The 21990-nt window shown below is 72.5% G+C and carries 21 protein-coding genes; 8 read left to right on the top strand and 13 right to left on the bottom strand.

Features of this window, described 5'->3' with window-relative positions; genetic code table 11:
- Position 1 precedes the first annotated feature (1 nt).
- Genes ACZ7GX_RS26190 through ACZ7GX_RS26205 form a run of 4 tightly spaced genes read left to right on the top strand, consistent with a single transcriptional unit; the run spans position 2 to position 4062 of the window.
- Positions 2–1030 (top strand): pectate lyase family protein, encoded by a 1029-nt coding sequence (locus tag ACZ7GX_RS26190; protein ID WP_498780328.1) that lies wholly within the window; start codon positions 2–4, stop codon positions 1028–1030.
- Positions 1031–1044: 14 nt separating this feature from the next.
- Entirely contained in the window at positions 1045–2049 is a 1005-nt protein-coding gene (locus tag ACZ7GX_RS26195) for a pectate lyase family protein (protein ID WP_498780329.1), read from the top strand.
- A gap of 19 nt (positions 2050–2068) precedes the next feature.
- On the top strand, positions 2069–3064 hold the full coding sequence (locus ACZ7GX_RS26200; protein WP_498780331.1) for a pectate lyase family protein: 996 nt from the start codon (positions 2069–2071) through the stop codon (positions 3062–3064).
- Positions 3061–4062: a pectate lyase family protein gene (locus ACZ7GX_RS26205; RefSeq protein ID WP_498780333.1), complete on the top strand. Its 1002-nt coding sequence runs from the start codon at positions 3061–3063 to the stop codon at positions 4060–4062. Before ACZ7GX_RS26200 ends, ACZ7GX_RS26205 begins: the two co-directional genes overlap by 4 nt.
- 76 nt (positions 4063–4138) lie before the next feature.
- On the opposite strand, the gene ACZ7GX_RS26210 is transcribed toward ACZ7GX_RS26205, so the two are convergent.
- Together ACZ7GX_RS26210 and ACZ7GX_RS26215 are read right to left on the bottom strand one after the other, a co-directional pair.
- The gene (locus ACZ7GX_RS26210; protein WP_498780335.1) at positions 4139–4810 is read right to left on the bottom strand and encodes a lytic polysaccharide monooxygenase auxiliary activity family 9 protein; all 672 of its coding nucleotides are present in this window, start codon (positions 4808–4810) and stop codon (positions 4139–4141) included.
- Positions 4811–5015: 205 nt separating this feature from the next.
- Entirely contained in the window at positions 5016–6248 is a 1233-nt protein-coding gene (locus ACZ7GX_RS26215; RefSeq protein ID WP_498780337.1) for an SGNH/GDSL hydrolase family protein, read from the bottom strand.
- Positions 6249–6470: 222 nt separating this feature from the next.
- On the opposite strand from ACZ7GX_RS26215, the gene ACZ7GX_RS26220 reads away from it, so the two are divergent.
- Positions 6471–7637 (top strand): endo-1,4-beta-xylanase, encoded by a 1167-nt coding sequence (locus tag ACZ7GX_RS26220; protein ID WP_498780339.1) that lies wholly within the window; start codon positions 6471–6473, stop codon positions 7635–7637.
- Positions 7638–7757: 120 nt separating this feature from the next.
- On the opposite strand, the gene ACZ7GX_RS26225 is transcribed toward ACZ7GX_RS26220, so the two are convergent.
- The 3 genes from ACZ7GX_RS26225 to ACZ7GX_RS26235 all read right to left on the bottom strand — a co-directional run bounded on the left by ACZ7GX_RS26225 (position 7758) and on the right by ACZ7GX_RS26235 (position 9986).
- Positions 7758–8174 carry a DUF3995 domain-containing protein gene (locus tag ACZ7GX_RS26225; RefSeq protein ID WP_498780341.1) on the bottom strand — a complete coding sequence of 139 codons (417 nt, stop codon included), beginning with the start codon at positions 8172–8174 and terminating at the stop codon, positions 7758–7760.
- A 232-nt stretch (positions 8175–8406) separates the two neighbouring features.
- Positions 8407–8973, bottom strand: coding sequence for an NAD(P)H oxidoreductase (locus ACZ7GX_RS26230; protein ID WP_498780343.1), 567 nt, complete (start codon positions 8971–8973; stop codon positions 8407–8409).
- Complete coding sequence (locus ACZ7GX_RS26235; RefSeq protein ID WP_498780344.1) at positions 8970–9986, bottom strand: NADP-dependent oxidoreductase; 1017 nt, start codon at positions 9984–9986, stop codon at positions 8970–8972. Before ACZ7GX_RS26235 ends, ACZ7GX_RS26230 begins: the two co-directional genes overlap by 4 nt.
- Positions 9987–10091: 105 nt before the next feature.
- Between ACZ7GX_RS26235 and ACZ7GX_RS26240 the strand changes: the two genes are divergently transcribed.
- Positions 10092–13190, top strand: a complete 3099-nt coding sequence (locus ACZ7GX_RS26240) for an AfsR/SARP family transcriptional regulator (protein ID WP_498780345.1) — start codon at positions 10092–10094, stop codon at positions 13188–13190.
- A 4-nt stretch (positions 13191–13194) separates the two neighbouring features.
- Here the strand turns inward: ACZ7GX_RS26240 and ACZ7GX_RS26245 are convergent, their stop codons facing one another.
- From ACZ7GX_RS26245 to ACZ7GX_RS26265, 5 genes are all read right to left on the bottom strand, one after another.
- Complete coding sequence (locus ACZ7GX_RS26245) at positions 13195–13797, bottom strand: hypothetical protein (protein WP_498780347.1); 603 nt, start codon at positions 13795–13797, stop codon at positions 13195–13197.
- Positions 13794–15413, bottom strand: coding sequence for a vWA domain-containing protein (locus tag ACZ7GX_RS26250; protein WP_498780348.1), 1620 nt, complete (start codon positions 15411–15413; stop codon positions 13794–13796). Before ACZ7GX_RS26250 ends, ACZ7GX_RS26245 begins: the two co-directional genes overlap by 4 nt.
- Entirely contained in the window at positions 15410–16561 is a 1152-nt protein-coding gene (locus ACZ7GX_RS26255) for a toxic anion resistance protein (protein ID WP_498780349.1), read from the bottom strand. The genes ACZ7GX_RS26250 and ACZ7GX_RS26255 overlap by 4 nt, the downstream gene beginning before the upstream one ends.
- Positions 16561–17637 carry a hypothetical protein gene (locus ACZ7GX_RS26260; RefSeq protein WP_498780351.1) on the bottom strand — a complete coding sequence of 359 codons (1077 nt, stop codon included), beginning with the start codon at positions 17635–17637 and terminating at the stop codon, positions 16561–16563. The genes ACZ7GX_RS26255 and ACZ7GX_RS26260 overlap by 1 nt, the downstream gene beginning before the upstream one ends.
- A gap of 72 nt (positions 17638–17709) precedes the next feature.
- Positions 17710–18912, bottom strand: a complete 1203-nt coding sequence (locus tag ACZ7GX_RS26265; RefSeq protein WP_498780353.1) for an MFS transporter — start codon at positions 18910–18912, stop codon at positions 17710–17712.
- A 58-nt stretch (positions 18913–18970) separates the two neighbouring features.
- Between ACZ7GX_RS26265 and ACZ7GX_RS26270 the strand changes: the two genes are divergently transcribed.
- Positions 18971–19432: a helix-turn-helix transcriptional regulator gene (locus ACZ7GX_RS26270; RefSeq protein ID WP_498780355.1), complete on the top strand. Its 462-nt coding sequence runs from the start codon at positions 18971–18973 to the stop codon at positions 19430–19432.
- Here ACZ7GX_RS26270 and ACZ7GX_RS26275 read toward each other — a convergent pair.
- The 3 genes from ACZ7GX_RS26275 to wrbA are packed head-to-tail and all read right to left on the bottom strand — an operon-like array spanning position 19426 to position 21364.
- Positions 19426–19572, bottom strand: a complete 147-nt coding sequence (locus tag ACZ7GX_RS26275) for a hypothetical protein (protein ID WP_498780356.1) — start codon at positions 19570–19572, stop codon at positions 19426–19428. The two genes, ACZ7GX_RS26270 and ACZ7GX_RS26275, sit on opposite strands and share 7 nt — an antisense overlap.
- 35 nt (positions 19573–19607) lie before the next feature.
- Positions 19608–20729 carry a serine hydrolase domain-containing protein gene (locus ACZ7GX_RS26280; RefSeq protein ID WP_498780358.1) on the bottom strand — a complete coding sequence of 374 codons (1122 nt, stop codon included), beginning with the start codon at positions 20727–20729 and terminating at the stop codon, positions 19608–19610.
- Positions 20729–21364 carry an NAD(P)H:quinone oxidoreductase gene (wrbA, locus tag ACZ7GX_RS26285; RefSeq protein ID WP_498780359.1) on the bottom strand — a complete coding sequence of 212 codons (636 nt, stop codon included), beginning with the start codon at positions 21362–21364 and terminating at the stop codon, positions 20729–20731. Before wrbA ends, ACZ7GX_RS26280 begins: the two co-directional genes overlap by 1 nt.
- Positions 21365–21439: 75 nt before the next feature.
- Here wrbA and ACZ7GX_RS26290 point away from each other — a divergent pair, with 75 nt between their 5' ends.
- On the top strand, positions 21440–21898 hold the full coding sequence (locus tag ACZ7GX_RS26290; protein ID WP_498780360.1) for a MarR family winged helix-turn-helix transcriptional regulator: 459 nt from the start codon (positions 21440–21442) through the stop codon (positions 21896–21898).
- Positions 21899–21990 lie beyond the last annotated feature (92 nt).

The following is a 21990-nucleotide window of genomic DNA, read 5'->3' on the forward strand; positions in this document are numbered from 1 at the left end:
CATGCCCACATCTTCCGGGAACCGGCGCGCCCTGCTGAAGGTCGTCGTGGCCGCCGCGCTGGCCACGACCGCGGCCACCGCGCCCGGCGCCGCGCCGGCGTTGGCCGCGACCACCGCGGACGGGTTCGCCTCGGTGAACGCACTGGGACAGAACGGCACCACCGGCGGCGCGGGCGGCGCCGTCGTCACGGCCACCACCACGGCGCAGTTCCTGGACTACATCTCCCGGCCGGAACCACTGGTCGTGCAGGTCAAGGGCACGATCACGCTGCCGACCGGCACCAGCGACGGCATGCACCCCGTCGCCTCCGACAAGACGATCACCGGTCTGGGCTCCGACGCGCGGCTCGTCGGCGGCGGGCTCACCATCGGCCTGCCGGTGGACGACGACGTCACCACGCCCCCGGCCAACGCCGTGCACAACATCATCATCCGCAACCTCGCCCTCTCCGGCGCCACGGACGACCTGATCAACGTGCAGATGTTCAGCCACCACATCTGGATCGACCACAACGACTTCTCCGACGGCGACGACGGCGCGGTCGACATCAAACGGGGCAGCGATTTCGTCACCGTCTCCTGGAACAGGTTCCACGACCACGACAAGACGCTGCTGCTCGGGCACGACGACGACAACGGCGCGCAGGACATCGGTCGCCTGCGGGTCACCTACCACCACAACTACTTCGACGGCTCCGACCAGCGCAACCCGCGCGTCCGGTTCGGCGAGTCCGTGCACGTCTACAACAACTACTACCGCGACAACAGCTACGGCGTGGCCTCGGCGATGAACGCGGGCGTGGTGCTGGAGGGCAACTACTTCTTCAGCGTCAACAACCCCGGCCGGGTCGACTTCAGCGGCGACCTGGGCCGGATCGTCGCCCGCGACAACATCCTCGTCGAGTGCAACCACGAGATCGAGCTCCGCGGCTCCGTGGTCGAGCCGCGCACGTACTACGGCTACACCCTCCACCGCGCCGCCGAAGTCCCCACGATCGTGCCCGCCGGTGCGGGCACCGGTCGCAGCTGACAGGAGCACCGACCATGAGCGACATCAGCAGGCGCAGCCTCCTCACCGGCGCCGCCGCGACGGCCATCACCGCCGTCACCGCGCGTGCCGCGACCGCCGAACCCGTCCGCACCAGCCCGGTCACCACGAGCCCGGTGTGGGCGGCGCCGTTCCAGACCGCCGACGGGTTCGCCGGCACGAACACCCTCGGCCAGAACGGCACCACCGGCGGCGTCGGCGGACCCGTGGTCACCGTGCGGGACACCGAGACATTCCTGGACTACTGCGACCGCAACGAAGCCTACGTGATCCAGGTCGACGGGATCATGACGTTCAGCAGCAAGCAGGGCCTGCGGTCCAACAAGACCGTCATCGGCCTGCCCGGCGCGGAGATCCGAGGTGGCGGCCTCGACATGTACCGCCGGCAGAACGTCATCATCCGCAACCTCAAGTTCACCGGCGCGGACGACGACGCGATCAGCATCCAGCAGTCCTCCCACCACATCTGGATCGACCACTGCGACTTCAGCGGCGGCGCGGACGGCCTGATCGACATCGTCCGGGGCGCCGACTTCATCACCGTGTCGTGGAACGACTTCCACGACCACAGCAAGACCGCGCTGCTCGGCCACTCCGACTCCAACGCGGGCCAGGACACGGGCAAGCTGCGCGTCACGTTCCACCACAACTACTTCAACGCCACCGAGCAGCGGCACCCGCGCGTCCGCTTCGGCGAGCCGATCCACGTCTACAACAACTACTTCCGCGACAACCGCCTGTACGGGGTCGCGTCCACGGAGAACGCCGGCGTGCTGGTGGAGGCCAACTACTTCGAGAACGTGCCGCACCCGATCTACTCCGGCTACGACGAGAGCGGACCGGGACGCGTGGTGCAGCGCAACAACGTCTTCGTCAACTCCGGCACGCCGCAGACCCTCGGCACGGTGGTCGAACCGCGCACCTACTACGCCTACACCCCTGACAACCCGTCGACCCTGCCCACCACCGTCCCCGCCGGTGTCGGCGTCGGCCGGATCTGACCCCAGGAGGACCAGGACCATGAGCGCCATCAACCGTCGTCGGCTGCTCGCCGGGACGGCACTCGCCGCCGTGGCCGCCGCCGTGCCACGCGCCGCCTGGGCCGGAGTCGGCCCGCTGGACGCCGCCAACGGGTTCGCCGGGGTCGACGCACTGGGCCAGAACGGCACCACCGGCGGCGCGGGCGGCCAGGCGGTCACCGTGACCACGGCCGCCGCCCTCGCCGACTACGTCGGCCGCAAGGAGCCGTACGTCATCTCGGTGTCCGGCCGGATCCAGACCGGCGACGAGATGCTGACCGTCGTCGCGAACAAGACCATCGTCGGCGTCGGCTCCACCGCCGAGATCACCGGCGGCGGGCTGCAACTCGGCTCCACCACCCGCCCGGGCAACAACGTGATCATCCGCAACCTGCGGTTCACCGACGCCTCGGACGACTCGATCAGCGTCACCAACTCCGCGCACCACGTGTGGATCGACCACTGCGACCTGTCCGACGGCTACGACGGCCTGCTGGACATCAAGCGCAACTCCGACTACGTCACCGTGTCGTGGAACCACTTCCACCACCACAGCAAGGCCGCCCTGCTCGGCCACTCCGACACCTACACCAGCGACAAGGGCAAGCTGCGCGTCACCTACCACCACAACTTCTTCGACGGCACGGACCAGCGCCACCCGCGCGTGCGCTTCGGCGAGCCCGTGCACGTCTACAACAACTACTACCGGGGCAACTCGCTCTACGGCGTCGCGTCCACCATGGACGCCGGCGTCGTGGTCGAGGGCAACTACTTCGAGAACGTCGCCTACCCGGTCCTGTCCGGCTACGACAAGAGCGGGCCGGGACGCGTGGTGGAGCGCAACAACATCTACGCGGGCTCGGGCGCGCCGGAGACGCTCGGCTCCGTCGTGGAGCCGCGCACCTACTACAGCTACACGGTGGACGACCCCGCGTCCGTGCCGCGCATCGTCACGGCGGGCGCCGGTGTCGGTCGCGTGCAGGGGGTGGCGCGGTGAAGAGGAGCACCGCGGTCGCGCTCGCCGCGACGGTGATGGGCAGCCTGGCCGTCGCCACACCGGTGACCGCCGCTCCGGCGGTCACCGCGGACACCGCGCCGATCGGGTTCGCCGCCGTCAACGCCCTCGGCCAGAACGGCACCACCGGCGGCGCGGGCGGCCCCGAGGTCACCGTGTCCACCGCCGCCGACCTCATCGCCGCGATCAAGGCGACCGGGCCACGCGTGGTGCGGGTGCAGGGCATGATCACGCTGCCGGCCGGCATGCACGACGTTACCTCGGACAAGACCATCGTGGGCGTCGGCGCGGCGTCGGGCGTCACCGGCGGCGGATTCAACATCGGCCTGCCGGTGAGCGAGACGACCACGCCCCCGGCGGGCGCCGTGCACAACGTGATCATCCGCAACCTGGTGTTCCGCAACGCCACTGACGACTCGATCAACGTCCAGATGTTCAGCCACCACGTCTGGATCGACCACAACGACCTCTCCCGCGGCTACGACGGGCTCATCGACATCAAGCGCGGGTCCAGCTACGTCACGGTGTCGTGGAACCACGTGCACGACCACGCCAAGAACATGCTGCTCGGGCACTCCGACAGCAGCGGCGCGCAGGACACCGGTCACCTGAAGGTCTCCTACCACCACAACTTCTTCGACAAGACCTCGCAGCGCAACCCGCGCACCCGGTTCGGCAACCCCGTGCACATCTTCAACAACTACTTCCTCGACAACAGCGACACCGGTCCCGCGTGCCAGGCCCAGTCCGGCTGCTGGATCGAGGGCAACTACTTCGACGACGTCGAAGAGCCCATGACCAACAGCTACTCCGGGCCCAAGGGCAACATCGTCGAGCGGAACAACGTCTACGTGAACAGCGGCAAGCCGGTCGTCGACGGCACCGTCACCGACCCGCGCACCTACTACCAGTACACCCTCGACCCGCCCGCCGACGTGAAGGCGCTCGTCACCCAGGGCGCCGGCACCGGCAAGGTCTGACCCGACACGTCACGCGGAGCGGTGGAAGGTGTTCCGCGCCCACCCCTGCCCGGATGGGCGCGGAACGGTCATCCGGTTACTGGAAGATGACGTCGCTGCAGAAGTAGTACGACTGATCCGAGTGGCTGGCCTGCCAGATCGCGTAGACCACGTGGCGGCCGGTGCGGCTGCCCGCGTTCACCGCGACCCGGTAGTGGTCCGACGGCGCGTAGCGGCCCGTGGTGGCGACCAGTTCCAGGTGGTTCCAGCCCAACGGCGTGGTGGTCGCGTCGTAACCCTGCCGCGACACGTACACCCGCAGGTAGTCCGCGCCGTGCCGGGCCTGGTCCCAGATGTCGAGCGTGAACTGCCGCGGCTTGGTCACGGCCTTCCACTGACCCGGGTTGTCCAGCGCCGCGTAGCGCATGCCACCGGTCCGGCCGCCGCTGCACAGCTGGCCGTTGGGGATGGCGCCCTGGTGGTTGCCCGCGACACCTTCGCGGTACAGGCCGTTCCAATTCCACATGGCGGTGGTGTCGGCCTGCCACGCCTGCCAGCACATCGGGTCCTGCTGGGCCATCGTCGGGTTCTGGAAATCGCTGCCCCACCGCTGCCAGCAGCCGTAGTTGCGCGACGGCGGGTCGACGGTCGACCCGTGCGCCTGGGCGACGCCGGTCATCATGCTCGCCATGAGCCCGGCGACGACCGCGACCGTCGCGAAGGCCTTGACGAGCAAACTCTTGTTCGCAGGGACGGATATGAGCGCCACTCTCTCCTCCTCGTTGAGGACAACCATGTTGGTAGTGACCATGGGTGGGCTGGGAGCGCTCCCAAATCGCACTGTAACCAAGCGTGCGCAGAAATGGGAAGTGGTGGCGGACAAGGCGTTCGCATTCGACGCGCATTCGACCGCAATTCGACGAAACGCCCTCCCGACGGCTGTCGGGAGGGCGTTTCGGGCGAGCCGGCCGGCGCTACAGCACGGACAGGTCGACGGCTTCGGCCATCGCCCGGTAGCCCGCGTCGTTCGGGTGCAGCCGGTCGCCGCTGTCGTAGGCGGGCCGCAACGCGTCCGGGTCCGCCGGGTCGGCCATCGCGCGGTCGAAGTCGACCACCGCGTCGAACTCGCCGGAGGTGCGGATCCAGGCGTTCACCTCGTCCCGCACCGCCTCGCCCGCCTCGGTGTGGTACGCGGCGCCCTTGAACGGCAGGAGCGTGCCGCCGACGACCCGCACACCCCTCGCGTGCGCCTTGCCGATCAGCTCCCGGTAGCCCTCGATCAGCTCGGCCGCCGTGACCACCGGGTTCGGCGTGGTGCAGTCGATCGCCAACTGGCTGAACCCGATGTCGTTGATGCCCTCCAGCAGGATCACCGTGCGCACGTCCGGCTGCGCCAGCGCGTCGCGCTCGAACCGCGCCGTCGCCTTCTCGCCGAAGCACGACGAGTCGTTGAGCACGCGGTTGCCGCCGATGCCCGCGTTCACCACGCCGCGCCGCCCGCCCAGCCGCTCCGCCAGCTCGTCCGGGTAGCGGTTGTCGCCGTCCACAGTGGACGCCGTGCCGTCCGTGATGGAGTCGCCGAACGCCACCACGACCTCGCGCCGCGGCGTGAGGTCGACGACCTCGACGGCGTTGAGGTAGAACCACGACGACGACGTCTCGGTGAAGGCGTCCGCCGCCGCGTCGGCCCGGTGGTCGCCGGACGCCCGCCAGCTCGTCGCGCTCGCGAACGCGTGCCCGGTGGCGGGCCCCGTCCTCCCCGCCAGGTACAGCGTCACGGTGACCTGGCTCAGCGGCGGCACGGCCAGCGGCGCGAGGTCGCCGACCGCCTCACCGCCGACCGGCACCGTCACCGAGCGCCGACCGTCGAACGTCAGGTGCCGCACCGTGTTCGGCCGCACCGCCGCGCCCTGCGCCGTCCGGGCGATCGTCGCGCCGGTCACGACCAGCGGGGACGTGCCGTAGGCGTTGGAGAGCCTGATCCGCACCGCCGCGCCGCCGTCGCTGGTCCGCACCACCTGGCGGACGGTGTGGTCGTCGAACCCGACCGTTCCCCAACTCGGCCCGAACACGTCGGTCGGCGCGTGCGGCGAGGCGGCCCACGTCGCGTTCCACCCGACGCCCGGCGCACCGACCGAACCCGCCGCCCCGCCCGGGACCAGTGCCAGTCCCAGCACGGCGACCAGCGCCACCGCAAGTTTCCTCATCCTCGTGCCCCCCGGTCACTCACTTGTCCGTTCGGCGACCACCGTAGCGCTCGACCCCGACAAAACTCTCCGACCAGCACCGACGGGCGGCGGTGACTACTTGACGAAGTCTTGACGATCGCCCGGCGGCCGTCTTAAGGTCCGGCATCTCGAAAATTGCCGGATCAATGACGAAACTTTCGAACGCCGCCGTCGTAGTCGTCCGAGAAAGCGAAGACCGCCATGAAGTCGATCCGCCTCGTCACCGCCGCGCTCGCCGCGGTGGCGTTGACCTCTCCGCTGGCCCTCGTGGCCGCGGCCTCTCCCGACACGGGTGAGCTGTCCGCGGGCCACGCGAAGAAGGACAGCCTCCGCTGGGTGGCGCCCAAGGGGTTCTACATCGGCACCGCCGCAGCCGGTGGCGGCCACCACGAGGACCAGCCCTACCCGGACCCGTTCACCAAGGACCTCGAGTACCGCTCCGTGCTGGCCAAGGAGTTCAGCTCGGTGTCCGCCGAGAACCAGATGAAGTGGGAGTACATCCACCCGGAGCGCGACCGCTACAACTTCGGGATGGCCGACGCCATCGTGAAGTTCGCGCAGCGCAACCGCCAGGTGGTCCGCGGGCACACGCTCCTGTGGCACAGCCAGAACCCGGCGTGGCTCGAGCAGGGCGACTTCTCCGCCGAGGAGCTCCGCGAGATCCTGCGCGAGCACATCACCACCGTGGTCGGCCGCTACAAGGGCAAGATCCAGCAGTGGGACGTGGCCAACGAGATCTTCACCGAGACCGGCGCGCTGCGCACCACCGAGAACATCTGGATCCGCGAGCTCGGCCCCGGCATCATCGCGGACGCGTTCCGCTGGGCGCACGAGGCCGACCCCAAGGCCGACCTGTACTTCAACGACTACGGCGTGGAGAGCGTCAACGCCAAGAGCAACGCCTACCTCGCGTTGATCAAGGACTTGCAGGCGCAGGGCGTGCCGGTGCACGGCTTCTCCGCCCAGTCGCACCTCAGCACCCGGTACGGCTTCCCCGGCGACCTGGAGACGAACCTGAAGCGGTTCGCCGACCTCGGTCTCGGCACCGCCATCACCGAGCTGGACGTGCGGATGGACCTGCCGGCGGACGGCAAGCCGACCGCGGAGATGCTGGCCAAGCAGGCCGACTACTACAACCGGACGCTCGTCGCGTGCCTCAACGTGGAGGGCTGTGACTCCTTCACGATCTGGGGCTTCACCGACAAGTACTCCTGGGTGCCGGTGTTCTTCGCCGGCGAGGGCGCGGCGACCGTGATGTGGGAGGACTTCTCCCGCAAGCCCGCCTACGACGTCATGCAGTGCACGCTGGCCAAGGAGTCGGTCGAGCGCGGCGAGCGCCACCCGCACCTGCCGGCCTGCGCCAAGTAGGTCCCGACGCACGTTCCACCGCGTCACCGCAAGCCGTCGGCCCCCGTCCGGACCCCGAGTCCGGGCGGGGGCCGATCACCACTTCACCGATCACCAGGTCACGGGTCGGCGCGCCACGGATCAGCCGCCGAACGCGATCACCGCGCAGGACGTGGCCAGCGCCAGGCACAGCGGCGAGTAGACCCGCAGGTCGAGCCGGGCGAACTCGGTCGACCTCCGGGACGAGACGGCGAGGCCGCCCGCTCCCCGCAGCAGGAACACCGCCGCCACGCCCGCCGTGCCCACCGCCGTCAGCCACGCCGGTCCGGGCACGCCCACCAGGCCCGCCCGGCCGACCACGAGGTAGGCGGCCACGCCGAGCAGCACGGCCACCGCGAGCGTGAGGCCCGCCGAGGGCAGCTCCTCCGGCGGCACGTCCACCACCCGCCGGGCGAACTCCTCCCGGCTCCGCAACGGCCACGGCGAGAAGACCCACAGCACGTGCAACGCGCCCACGAGCACCAGCACACCCGCCGTGAGCAGGGCCAACACCGTCATACGACACCCCCGTACGCTTGCGTATGGTCGCAGCTACCGCACGCTAGCGCACGGAAGCTGAGGGACCGTGACGCAAGCCACGGCGAGGCGGGAACACCGAGCGCCCACCGACCGTTGGAACACTCGGTCGGTGCGGTCCGTGTCCCCGGGCCTCACCAAGCGCCTTCGCGGAATACCGTTCGGCTGGAGCCGCGTCGAGCCACTCGCCGAGAGGCGACCGCCGCGCCGACCCTCACACTTCCACCAGACCGGTGACGTCCCGGAGCACCCCGCGGACGTGGTCGTCGCCGGCGAGCGTGCCGTAGAGCAGCGTCAGCGAGGCGTCGGTGATCCCGCAGTAGTCGGACACCCCCGCCCGCAGCTGCCGGTCGAGCACGTCGTCCATGCCACGCTCGGCGAACGTCTCCCGCGTCTCGCCCGCCAGCCCGATCCACCGCATCCGCTTGCCGGCCAGTCGGGGACGACCGCGGCCGTAGGCGAAGCCGTAGTTCCACACCCGGTCGACCCAGCCCTTGAGGATCGCGGGCGGCCCGAACCACCAGACCGGGAACACCACGAGCAGCAGGTCCGCCGCCTCGATCCGGGCCATGTGCTCCCGAACCGGCGCCGAGTACACCTTGTCCCGGTCGGCCCAGTCGGGCTCGTCCTCGGCCGTCATGCGCGGGTCGAACCCCTCGGCGTGCAGGTCGAGCAGGTCCACCTCGACGCCGTGCGCGATCAGGTGGTCCACCAGCCTTGACGCCACCTGGGACGTGAGCGAGTCGGCGCGCGGGTGGGCCACCACCACAAGTGCCTTCACCGCGCGTCCAGGCGGACGAGCATCTTGCCGGTGTTGGCGCCGCGCAGCACGCCGAGGAACGCCTCCGGCGCCTTCTCCAGCCCGTCGTACACGGTCTCCTCGGTGCGCAGCCCGCCGTCCGCCAGCCACCCGGCGACACGCCCGACGTACTCGGGGAACCGGTCCAGGTAGGAGCTGACCACCATGCCGCGCAGGCTGAGCTGCTTGGTCGCGGCCGGGTACAAGTTCGGCCCGGGCACGGGTCCGGTCGCGTTGTACTGGCTGATCGCGCCGACCAGCGCGATCCGGCCGCCGTCGCGCATCGCCCCGATGGCCGCCTCCAGGTGGTCACCGCCGACGAGGTCGACGTAGACGTCGACGCCGTCCGGCGCGGCCGACGCCAGCTGGTCGGCGACGGCACCGGCCCGGTAGTCCAGCGCGGCGTCGAACCCGAAGTCCTCCACCAGCTTCCCGGCCTTCGCGGGCCCGCCCGCCGAGCCGATGACCCGCGACGCGCCGAGCCGCCTGGCGAGCTGCCCCGCGACACTGCCGACCGCGCCCGCGGCGGCGGACACGAAGACCACGTCACCGGGCCGCACGGGCGCGATCTCGGTCAGGCTCACGTACGCGGTGAGCCCCGGCGTGCCGAGCACGCCCAGGTAGGCGGACGCGGGCGCGATCGCGGTGTCCACGACGGTCGCGGCCGACGCGTCGACGACGGCGTGCTCGCGCCACCCGAGGAAGTGGACCACGGTCGCGCCGACCGGCACGGCGTCCGACCTCGACGCGACGACCTCGCCGACCGCGCCGCCCTCCAGCGCCGCGCCGAGCCGGAACGGCGGGATGTAGGACTCTGCGTCGTCCATCCGACCGCGCATGTACGGGTCGACCGACATCCACGTGTTGCGCACGAGCACCTGGCCGTCGTCCAACGCGGGCAGCTCGACGGTCGCGAGCGTGAAGTTCTCCGGTGTGGGCGCGCCGACCGGACGTGACGCGAGCCGGATCTCCCGGGTGGTGGTGATGATCGTCATGATGTGCCTCCGAGCAGGGGTTTCGCTTCTGGGGACCACCTTGCCGAGGCGTTGTTCGGGTTCTGCTCGGGTCCTGTTCGGACCGCCTCGACTACGGTGGCGGCCATGCGTTTCGGGGTGCTCGGTCCGCTGGACGTCCGGACCGCGGACGGCACGCCGGTCAAGGTGCCCGAGCGCAAGGTGCGGCTGCTGCTCGCCGACCTGCTGGCCGACCGCGGCCGTCCCGTGTCGGCGGACCGGCTGGTCGCCGACCTGTGGGGCGACGACGGCCCCGGCAACCCGCTGCGGGCGCTGCACGCGAAGGTGTCGCAGCTGCGCCGGGCGCTGGAGGAGGCCGAGCCGGGCGGCCGTGACCTGGTCGAGTCGCGGTCACCCGGCTACCTGGTCCACGCCGACTCGGTGGACGCCGACGTGTTCGCGGAGCTGACCGCGCGGGCCCGTGCGGCCACCGACCCGGCGGCGCGGGCCGCGCTGCTGACCGACGCGCTGAACCTGTGGCGCGGCCCGGCGTTCGCGGACTTCGCCGACCTCGACTTCGCCCGGCCGGCGATCACCAGGCTCGAGGAGCAGCGGCTGGTCGCGCTGGAGGACCTGGCCCTGGCGCGGCTCGACCTCGGCGAGCACGCGGCGGTGGTGTCCGAGCTCGCGGACGTGGTCGTGCGGCACCCGTTGCGGGAACGCCTGCGTGCGATCCACCTGCGCGCGCTCTACCGGGCGGGACGGCAGCACGAGGCCCTGGCCGCCTACGACGAGCTGCGCCGTCGGCTGGCCGACGAGCTGGGCGTCGACCCGAGCCCCGAGCTGGCCGCCCTGCACCGCGCCATGCTGGACCAGGACCCCCGCCTCGCGCCGCCGGTCCGGCCGGGCACCAACCTGCCGAACCCGCTCACCGGGCTGGTGGGCCGGGAGCGGGACGTGGCGGAGGTGCGCCGGCTGCTGGCCGAGCACCGCCTGGTGACGTTGACCGGACCGGGCGGTGTCGGCAAGACGAGGCTCGCGGTGGAGACCGCCCGGCAGCTGGTGGACGGGTTCCCGGACGGCGTGTGGGTGGTCGCGGTCTCGGCGCCGTGCGTGCTGCCCGACCTGCTCACGGCGGCGCTGGGCATCCGCGACGACGGCACCTGGGGCGGTGAGCACGTCGACGCGGCCGAGCGGCTGACGACGGCGTTGCGGGACAAGCGGATGCTGCTCGTGCTGGACAACTGCGAGCAGATGATCGCCGAGGTGGCGGAGCTGACCGCGGCCGTGCTGCGGACCGCGCCGCACGTGCGCGTGCTGGCGACCAGCCAGGAGCCGCTGGCCGTGGCGGGCGAGGTGCGGCACACCGTCGCGCCGCTGGCCGAGTCCGCCGCGGTCGAGCTGTTCGTCGCCCGGGTCGGCGCGGCGGGCGGGTCCGCGTCGGACCTCGCCGCGGTGGCCGCGATCTGCCGGCGGTTGGACGGCATCCCGCTGGCGTTGGAGCTGGCCGCGACCAAGGTGCGCGCGTTGGGCGTGACCGGCGTGCTGTCCCGGCTGGACGACCGGTTCCGCGTGCTGGCGGGCGGGTACCGGGACGCGCCGCCCCGGCAGCGGACCCTGCGCGCGATGCTCGACTGGAGCTGGGAGCTGCTGGACGACGCGGCGCGGGTGGTGCTGCGCAGGCTGGCCGTGCACCACGAGGGCTGCGCGTTCGAGGCGGCCGAGGCGGTGTGCGGCGGTGACGACGTGCTGGACGTGTTGACCGGTCTGGTCGACCGGTCGCTGGTGGTCGTCGTGGAAGGCGCGGGCGGCACCCGGTACCGGCTGCTCGAATCGCCGGCGGCGTACTGCGTGGAGCGGCTGGCCGAGGCGGGCGAGCTGGACGAGGTCCGCGCACGGCACGTCGAGTACTACACCGGCCTGGCCGAGCAGGCCCGCCTGCGCGGGCCCGACCAGCACGAGTGGTTGCGGCGGCTGGACGCGGAGTCGGCCAACCTCCGCGGCGCGCTGGACCACGCCGTGCGCCGAGGGCTGGTCTCGCCCGCGTTGCGGCTGGTGGACGCCCTGGCGTGGTACTGGGTGCTGCGCGGCAGGCTGGGCGAGGCGCGCCGGGCGTTCGAAGCCGCGCACGCGCTGGGCCGGACCGGCGCCACCACCGCCTGGCACACCGCGATCCGCATCCTGACCGGTGACGGCACGGACCGCGCCGAGCGGATCGGGGCCGCGCTGCGGTCGTGCCCCGAACCCCACGCGTCCTGGTTCCTCGGCCACGCCCTGTGCGAGATCGGCGACATCACGTCGGCGGAGGAGCTGACCGACCGGGCGTTGACGGGCTTCGCCGCGACCGGCGACCGCTGGGGCACCGCGGCGGCGCTCGGCGACCGCGCGCTCCAGCGCTTCGTGCGCGGCGACCTGTCGGCGGCGGCACGGGAGGGCGAGCGCAGCGTCGTGCTCTTCCGCGACCTCGGCGACACGTGGGGCCAACTGCGCGGCACCAGGGTGCTCGCGTTCGTGGCCGAGGCGTTCGGCGACCACGACGAGGCGGCCGACCGGTTGCGCGCGGGCCTGCGGCTCGCCGACCGGCTCGGGCTGTGGCCGGAGGTGTCCGACCTGACCTCGGGCCTCGGCCGCATCGCGCTGCTCGCGGGCGACCACGCGCGGGCACGGGAGCACCACGAGCGCGCCGCGCACCTGGCCTCGCAGCACGGTTTCCGGGCCGGTGAGGTCAACGCGCGGCTGGGCCTGGCGCTCGGCGCCCGCCGTGAAGGCGATCTCGACACCGCCGAGGAGCTGCTGAACGCCGTGCTGGACTGGCACGACGAGGTCGGGCTGACCAGTGCGAACGCGTTGGTGCTCGCCGAACTCGGCTTCGTCGCCGAACTGCGCGGCGACCCCGCCACGGCCGCCGCACGGCACCGGGAGAGCTACGCGGTGGCCGCGGACACCGGCGACCCGCGTGCGCTGGCGTTGGCGCTGGAAGGCCTGGCGGGTGCCGCGGACCCGGCGGACGCCGCGATCCTGCTCGGCGCGGCGGACGCGGCCCGGCGGTCGCGCGGCGCTCCCCTGCCACCGGCCGAACGCGGCGACGTCGACCGCATCACCGCGCGTGCCGGCGTTGCGCTGGGGCCGGAGGCGTTCGCCGAGCACTTCGCCCGCGGCGCCACCCTCACCCCGGATGAAGCGCGGGCTTCAGCGGGCGCGAACGTGGAACACCCGGGACCTGAGCGTTCGACACGCGCGGGGTGAAGGGTCAGGGCTCGTTGCCCGGGTCGCGTTCGCGCAGGTAGCGGGTGTGGTCGGCCTGCTGGTTCACGTCCACCGCGTACACGCGTTCGGCCAGCCGGTGGGCCTCGGCCTCCAGCAGCCCGAGCTGGGTCACCAACTCGTCGCCCGGACTCGGCTCGCCGCCCGCGCGCTGCTTCACCGCGAACCACCACGGCAGGTTCAGGTACGTCTGCACGGACAGCGGCAGGTCGGTGCGCGCCAGCCGGACCACGGTGTGCCGCAGGTCCGGGTTGGCGGCCAACGCCTCGTGCCGGGTGAGCAGGTCGCCGAGCACCGCGCCGATCCGGCCGACGGCGGCGACCGCGGGCTCGGGCATCCGGGACGACTGCGCGCCCACCTCGCGCACCAGCCCGTCCAGTTCCGCGCGGAGCAGGCCTGCCTCGGTGACCGCGTCCACCGGCACCAACCGGACCTTCTCCGGCGGCGCGAGCAGCGCGCCCACCGCGTACAGCCCGGCCACCACGACCGGCCACGCCCCGCCGACCACGCCGGTCAGGTGCAGCAGCACGCCGACGAGACCGCCGACGCAGCCGACGAGGCTCTTGGTCGAGCCCAGGTAGCGGATCATTGGTAGCCGCGGATCTCCTGGAACACGTCGCCCAGTTCGGTGGCGCGCGCGTCGAACACCTTGCCGCCGGTCATGGTGGCCACCTCGCCCAGCTCCGCGCTGCTGCCCTCGCCGAACAGCACGGTGAACACGGGCACCTGCCGCACCGACGCGGGCACCGAGCCGAACGACGCCCGGAACTCGGCCAGGCCCGAGCCGTTCGCGTTCTCGCCGTCCGTCATCAGCACGATCGAGGTGAACCGGTCCGGGTCGGCCGCCACCAGCGGCTCCATCACCTCGTAGGCGCGGGACAGGCTGTCGTAGATGGCCGTGCCGCCGCCTTCCACCAGCCCTTCGGCGTACGCCTTGATCTCCGCCAGCTCGGCCCGCGGGTCGCCCTCGGGCAGGGTGAACGTCCGCGGCTCGCCCGGTTCGGTGTTGAACGGCAGCATGGTCACCTCCTCCCGGCTGCGGAACCGGCGGAAGCGGCCGGTGAGCGAGTCGTCCGCGCCGGTCAGGCCGACCAGCGCGGACCTGAGCGACGCGATCCGGTCGCCGGCCATCGAACCGGACGTGTCGAGCACGTACAGCGTGCGCGACGGACGCCGGATCTCGTTGAAGTAGGCCGAGAGCAGGGCGTCGACGGAGTCGCGCGCGGCCGGGAACGGCAGCTCCACCAGGTCGCGCACGGCGAACCGGGAGTCCAGGTCGACGCCCGGCACGACCGGCCGCCGGTGCGTGGTCTCCATGATCCGGCGCTGCACGTCCGGCGTGCGCAGGTGGTCGGTGAGGCGTTGGTGCGCGTCACGGGCGTCGTCGCCGGAGTCCGCGAGCAGGGTCAGCGGGTAGTCCGCGGTGACGACGCCGTCGTCCGGGTAGACGAGGGTGAGCGGCTCGGGCAGCGTGCCGGCGGCGTTCATGGACAGCAGCACGGACTCGTAGTTGATCAGCCCGTCGACCTGCGCGCCGGGGTCCTGGCCGGTGGCGCGGCGCTGGTAGGCCTCCGACAGCCAGCCCGACGACCCGGCGGACAGCGACTGCGCGGCGAAGAAGCCCTTCAGCCGCGGTGTCACCGCCGCGATCTGGCCCGCGTCCACGGCGTTGCCCGCGCCCGCCAGCGCCGACGCCACGCCGACCAGGGCGGAGAAGCCGGAGTTCGACGACGACGGGTCGGTCATGCCGTAGCTGAACTCCTTGTGCCCGGCCCGCTCGGCGATCTCGCCCCAGCCGACCCGCCGGTCGGCCCAGCCCAGCCGCTGTGCCGACGACGTCGACAGGCCGAGCACCACCGGCGAGCTCATGATCTTGACCTGGTTGCCGAGCCGTGCCGCGGCCTCCGGGATGCCGGCCGGGTAGCGGTTGGACGAGAACCAGACGGCGTCGTACTTGCCGTCCACCTCGCCCTTCGCCAACGCCTCGGCGCCCTCCAGCGTGCCGGTGAAGGTGAACCTCACCTCGACGCCGGTGGCCTCGGCCGCCTCGTCCAGCACCGGCTGGAGGTCGGTCAGCTCGCTGCCCGCGAGCACCCGCAGCACACCGGGTTCGGCCGGGCCGGCGGGCCGCGCCGGGTCGGGCCCGGCCTCGCCGGTGCACCCCGCCACCACCAGCACGGCGGCGAGCACGAACGCTGTCCTCATCGGTCCCCCTCGACCGCCGCCGCGTCGTGCGAACGGCGCAAGTGCTCTTCCGCGCGGCGGATCTCCCCCGACAGCGACTCGACCGTGACGGCCATCGTGCGCACCGCGTCCGCCCGGTAGCCGTCGACCGCGTCGATCGCCGCGTAGATCCGGTCGAACGACGCGCGGATCGTCTCCACCGCGACGGCCGGGTCGCTGCTCGCCCGGCGGATCTCCGCGCCCTGCAGGTCCAGCAGCTCGGTGTTGGCGCGGATGAGCCCGTCCGTGGTGGCCTGCAACGCGGCGACCTCGTCGAGCACGTCGCGCCGGCTCGCCAGGGCGCCGCTGACCAGCAGGGCGATCCGCAACGCGGCCACGGTCGTGGTCACCGCGCGTTCCACGCCCCGGATCAGCTCGTCGTTGTTGCGCCGCACCAGGTCCAGGGCCAGGTAGCCCTGCGCGCTCACGGCGAGCTGCGTGAGCAGGTCCTGGTGCCGTTGCCGGATCGGGTGCAGCACGTCCGCGCGCAGCGCCCGCGCCCGGTCGGGGTCGGCCAGGTCGAGCACCTCGGCCTGCCGGTCGATCGCCGCGTCCACCGCCTCGGCGAACGCGGCGGCCTCGGCCAGCTTGCCCATGGCCCGCCACAGCCGCTCGCGCTCGCCCTTGATGGCCGCGTTGTCGCGGCGCAGCACGTCCTGCCGGTGGCGCAGGTCGACCACCAGCGCGTTCACCGGCTCGCCCGCCGCCCGGTAGCGGCCGAGGGCCTTCTTGGCCGCGTTGGCGACGGGGAAGACCTTCAGCAGCTTGCGGCCGGTGATCGGCAGCTTCGCCGGGTCCAGCTCGGCGACGGTGCGGCGCAGGTCCGACAGCGAGGTGGTGACCCGGACCTGGGGCGAGTCCTCGCGCAGCGCGCGGGCGGAGCGGTCGAGCATCGTGCCCGCCACGCCCGCCGCCGCGCGCATGTCCGCCTCGCCGACGGCGAGCGCGTCGTCCAGCACGGCGGTGAACTCCGGCGACCGGACGTCCAGCGCCCGGAGGCGTTCGGCGAACCGCTCGGCCCGCCGGTCGACGTCCGCGCGCACGTCCTCGCCGAGGGTGACCAGGCCGGCCGCGCGTTCGACGGGGACCGGGGTCACGGGCTCCGGCGGCGTGAGGGTGAACTCGTCCATCACGCGGAGACCGCGTCGAGCAGGCGTTCCAGCGTCTCGAACGACGGCGGCTCGACCGCGTCCACCAGGTCCGCGGGCGCCCGGTCGCCGACGACCTCGGCGAACACGCGCGGGTCGGACGTGCGGAAGCCGAACGTGGCGGCGAGCTCGGCCAGCTCCGGATCGGTGCTCAGCAACCGGCCGACCTGGTCGCCCCGGTCGGACAGCGGGACCAGGGTGTGCTTGGAGTAGACCGTCGGCGCCAGGTAGAGCAGGCGCATGTCGGCGCGGATCGAGCCGTCGGCGCGCCGCACCCGGTCGAGGTACTGGGACTCGTAGATCAGCGCAAGCGGCGTCTTGCCCATGCCCGCCGCGAGGTAGTCCTCGAACGGCCCTTCGGTGCTGTTCTGCGTGTAGCCCTGGTCGCGGAAGAGCCTGGCGACGTCGGGCAGCACGGCCGCTTCCTGCTCCGGCGTGCCGACCACGGTGTTGCCGTTGGCCACGAACGACACGATCGACAGGTACATCGCGGCGGAGTTCGACTCGCCCGGGTTGGTCGTGGTGATGAGGACGTTCTTGCGGGCCGGGTAGGCGGTGTTGCCGGGCAGCTGGTCCCAGCGCGTGCCCGCCCTGGTCAGCTCCAGGTACTCGGCCACGTCGAGCACCTGGTAGTCGCCCGCGCCCTTGGTCACCACGCCGGCGGCTTCGAGCAGCTTCACGATCGGCTCGAACGTCGCCACGGCCATCGGCGACTGGAACGGCGTGTGCGCGGCGGTCGTCTTGCGGTCGCGCTGGATCCGCTGCGCGGCCGGCGAGGACGACGGGAACGCGAACTCGTACTTGCCGAGGTCGACGGAGGTGGCGATCTGCCGTGAGCCGGCCGTGTCCACCTCGACCTTCAAGCCGTGCTTCGCGAACGCCTCGACCACCCTCGGGTCGCTGAAGAAGGCCAGCTTCTCCGACCCGATGACCCCGCGCACGGTGGTCAGCCCGCCTCGGGCCCCGCCCTCCGCGTCGTCCGAACGACCCCACACGACCACCGCGACGACGGCGGCCAACAACACCACGGCCAAGCCGATGGACACCCGGCGCTTCACCTGACCCGCTCACCCCCGTGTTCACCGGCGATCATCTCCGCCGCTCGACTCGTTTGACGCGCGAAGCGGCGATCAAGGGGCGAACGGTTGATGAACGGACGGCGTCGAAACCGCGTACACGGCGGCGGCCACGGTGAGCGCGCACGCCGCGTACGCGGTCGTGCGCGGAGAGGTGAGCTCGGCGAGCGCCGGCCCGGCCAGGGCGCCGACGACCGTCGCCGCCGCCTCACCCGTGACCAGCAGCGCGCCGACCCGGCCCAGCACTCCGGTCGGCGTCACCCGTTGCAAGGCGGTCTGCGTGACGACCAGTGCCGCCGAACCGGACAACCCGATCAGCGCGGCGGCGGGCAGGGCGGCGGTCAGCGACGCCGCGTTGAACAACAGCACGAAGCCGATGGAGGTGGTGGCGAGCGCGCCCGCCAGCAGCGGACCCGGCGGCAGGCGGTCGACCAGGACGCGGGTCGCCGGCGCGCCGAGGAGGAAGCCGACGCCCAGCGCCGACATCACCAACCCGACCGGCCCCTCGCCGCCCAACGCGGTCATCCCGAACGGGACCAGCAGCGCGCTGAGCGAGGCGTTCGCGGTCAGGAAGGCGGTGCTGACGACGAGGAGCACCCTGGCCGTCCGCCCCGATCGCACGAACGCGAGTCCTTCACGCAGTCCCCCGCCGACGCCCGGCCGTTCACCGCCGCCCGCCCCGTCACGGCCGCCCCGGGACAGCAACGCGATCAACCCGGCCGAGACCAGGTAGCTCGCCGCGTCCGCCACCACCAGCACCGGGAAGCCGACCAGCGCCGTCAACGCGCCGCCCAGCGGTGCGCCGACGAGTCGCGCCAGGCCGTCGGTGGTGGAGTTCAGGGCGTTGGCGCCGCTCAGCGCCGCGCCGGTGCCGACCACGACGGGCGTGTGCGCCTGGGCCGCCGGTCGGAACACCACCGTGCCCGTGCTCTCCACGACCACCGCGACGTAGACCAGCCAGAGGTCGCCGGGCTCGCGGGCGAAGAGCAGCAGCGTAACGGCGGCGGCACGCAGCACCTCGGCCGCGACCATCGCCCGCCGCCGGTCCCACCGGTCGACCAGCACCCCCGCGACCGGCCCGAGCAGCAACGGCGGCAGGAACTCCGCGGCCAGCGCCGCACCCGCGGCCGACCACGAGCCGGTCAGGTGGAAGACGTGCGCGGGCACGGCGACGACGAGCAGCCAGGTGCCGAGCACGCTGACGGTCCGTGCCGCCCACAGCAGCCGGAAGTCCCTCACGCGCAGAGCGGTCAACACCCGATGACTATCTCCAGAAGATAGCCATCGTGAACAGTGTTCTGACAAGATTGACCGCGTGGGACACGAACTCGGTCGGCGGCTACGGGCGCTGCGCGCCGCGAACGGGCGGACGGTGGCCGCGGTCGCCGCCGACGCGGGACTCTCCGTGCCGTACGTGGCGAACCTGGAGAACGGCCGGGGCAACCCCACCGTCGACGCGCTCGGCCGGCTGGCCGGGGCGCTGGGCACGCGGCTGACCGTCGGGTTCGCCGACGACGACCACCCCGCACCCCCGCCGACCGACGTGCCCGCGGCGCTGGTCCGGCTCGGCCGCACCACCCGCTTCCGCCGCGACGTCCGAGCCGTGGCCGAGGCGACCGGTCAGGACGCCGCCGACCTGGCCGGCCGACTGCTGGACGCGCTGGCCCGCCTGTCCGCCCTCACCGGCCGCGACCTCACCGAGCCGGACTGGCTGCGGCTGCTCGACGCGCTGCTGCTCGTCGCCGTGCACCCCGACCCGGGTGAAGGGGCTCAGTAAGCCATGAACAGGATCTCGTCCCGCGAGTAGTCGTGGCCCGGGTGGTTCTCCTTGAGGTGCTTCTGGGTCTTCTCCACCAGGTCGTCCTCGTCCTTGCCCTGGATCGGCTCGCCGCAGGGGCAGGTGATGTTCCGCTTCATGACAATCCTCCGCTGGTGATCTCTCCCTTTCGACTCTACTGAACGTGACGACGTTGTCGACCGAGCGAGTTCGGGGCCGCCGGCGCCCGCAGCACGGCCGCCACCAGATGGCGGTTCTCCGCCGCGCCCCCACCACCACCGACCGCGAACCGGCGCCGGGTGTAGCTGTAGGCGACGCCGCTGCGCGGATCGGCGAACGCCTGCGCGCCCACCGCGCCGCTGTGCCCGAACGCGTCCGCGCCCAGCCCCGCGTACCGCACGCCCTGCGCCTCGAAGCCGAGCAGGAAGTGGTCCCGCTCCCCCGTCACCAGGTCGACGCCGGTCGAGTGCGGCCGGGTGAACTCGGCCAGCACGTCCGGTCCGAGCAACGGCTGCCGAACGTCCACCGGACCGATCGCCGCCGCGTACATCCGGGCCAACCCGCGCGCGCTGCCCACGCTGCCCGCCGACGCCTGCCCCAGCTCGCGCACGCGCCGCGTGTTCGCGAACGCCACCAGGTCCAACGGCGTGTTGAACGCGAGCGCGGTCAACCCCACCGGTGTCGGCGACGGCGAGACGGCGGGCTGCACGGGCGCGTACCGGGGTTCCAGGTCCGCCGGCAGCCCGAGGTGGAAGTCCAGCCCGTACGGCGCCCGCACGCGCTCCTCGTACACCTCCCGCAACGTCCGCCCGGTCGCCCGGCGCACCACCTCGCCGGTCAGCGCGCCGATCGTCAGGGCGTGGTAGCCGTACCCGTCCTCGAACGCCGGGCGCTCGCCGGCCAGCCGTTGCGCGAGGAGCCGGTCGTCCGCCAACTCCTCCGCGTCGAACCCGCCGGGCACGCCGACGAGCCCGGCCCGGTGCGCGAGCAGGTCCCGCAGCGTCACCCGCTCCTTGCCGCCGGCGGCGAACTCGGGCCAGTACGACGCGACCGCGCGGTCCAGGTCGAGCACGCCGTCCTGCACCAGCAGCGCGACCACGAGGTGCGCCGCGCCCTTGCCCGAGGAGTACAGCGCGAGCAACGCGTCCTCCGCCAACCCCGCCCAGAGGTCGACCACCAGCTCTCCGCCCCGGTAGACGGCCAGCTGTGCGCCGAGACCGGGCTCGGCGGCCACCACCGCCGCGAACTCCTCGCGCACGCCCTCGTAGCCCGGCGCGACGGCGCCCTGGACGGTCATCACGCCGCCGCGACCGCGCGGGCGAAGCGGACCACGCGCTCGGCCTGCACCCGTGCCGCCGCGCGGACGGTGTCGTCCACGGCCGCCGTGCCGCCCGCGTCGTGGTGCGAGGTGCCGTACGGGTTGCCGTCGGCGAACTTGTCCGGGTGCGTGTAGCCGGGCGCGACCACGATGCCGCCGAAGTGGTGGAACGTGGTGGCCAACGCCAGCAGCGTCGACTCGTGGCCGCCGTGCAGCGTGCCGGTCGACGTGAACCCGCTGTAGACCTTGTCGGCCAGCAGACCCCGCTGCCACACGCCGCCGAGCGTGTCGAGGAACTGCTTGAGCTGCGAGGCGACGTTGCCGAACCGGGTCGGCGTGCCCACGATCACCGCGTCGGCCCAGACCAGGTCGTCGGCGACGGCGACCTGCAGGTCGGCGGTCGCGGCGTCGTTGGCGGCCCACTCGGGGTTGGCGTCGATCGCGGACCGCGGCGCGAGCTCCGCGACCTTGCGCAACCGGACCTCGGCGCCCGCCTTCTCCGCGGTCTCGGCCATCTCCTGGGCGATCTGCGCGATGTTGCCGGTGGCCGAGTAGTACACGATCGCGACCTTCACGCGGCCGTCCACGACGGCCCCCTCTTGCTGCTTGATCATGACCACGACGATATAGTCATAGTCGGTGATCGTCAATATTGGTGACTATCACCTCAGGTGACCAAAGGAGGGTCCATGCGCCGAGGCGAGCGCAAGCACACCGACCCCGACCTGGGCGTGCTCACCGGCCGGCTGCTGTTCGCCGTGCAGGAGGAGCTGTTCGACACCCTCGCCCGGGACGGCTACCCCGACCTGCGCCCGCAGCACGGCGCGGTGCTCGCCTACCTGGACGAGGAGGGCACCCGGGCCACCGACCTCGCCCGCCGGTCCGGCCAGCACAAGCAGGTCGTCGGCAAGGTGCTCGACGAGCTGGAGGCGCTGGGGTACGTCACCCGGCAGCCGGACCCGGACGACCGGCGCGCGAAGCTGGTCGTGCCCACCGAGCGGGGGCTGGCCCAGATGAGCCGGTCGGACGCGATCGTGGCCGCCATCGAGCGCCGCCACGCCGAACGCGTCGGCGAGGACGCGTTCGACGGGTTCAAGCGGCTGTTCCGGGAGGTCGTGGCCGGTCAGCGGGCATGGCGCGACGGGTGAGCCGGCGGCGCGGCACGCGCGGGTCAGCACCCGGTCGGGACGGGTGAGCGGAACGGCAACCGGGGCGTCTGCGGTGGCACGGGGGTGGTCCC

The sequence above is a fragment of the Actinosynnema sp. NPDC037264 genome (assembly GCF_055603705.1).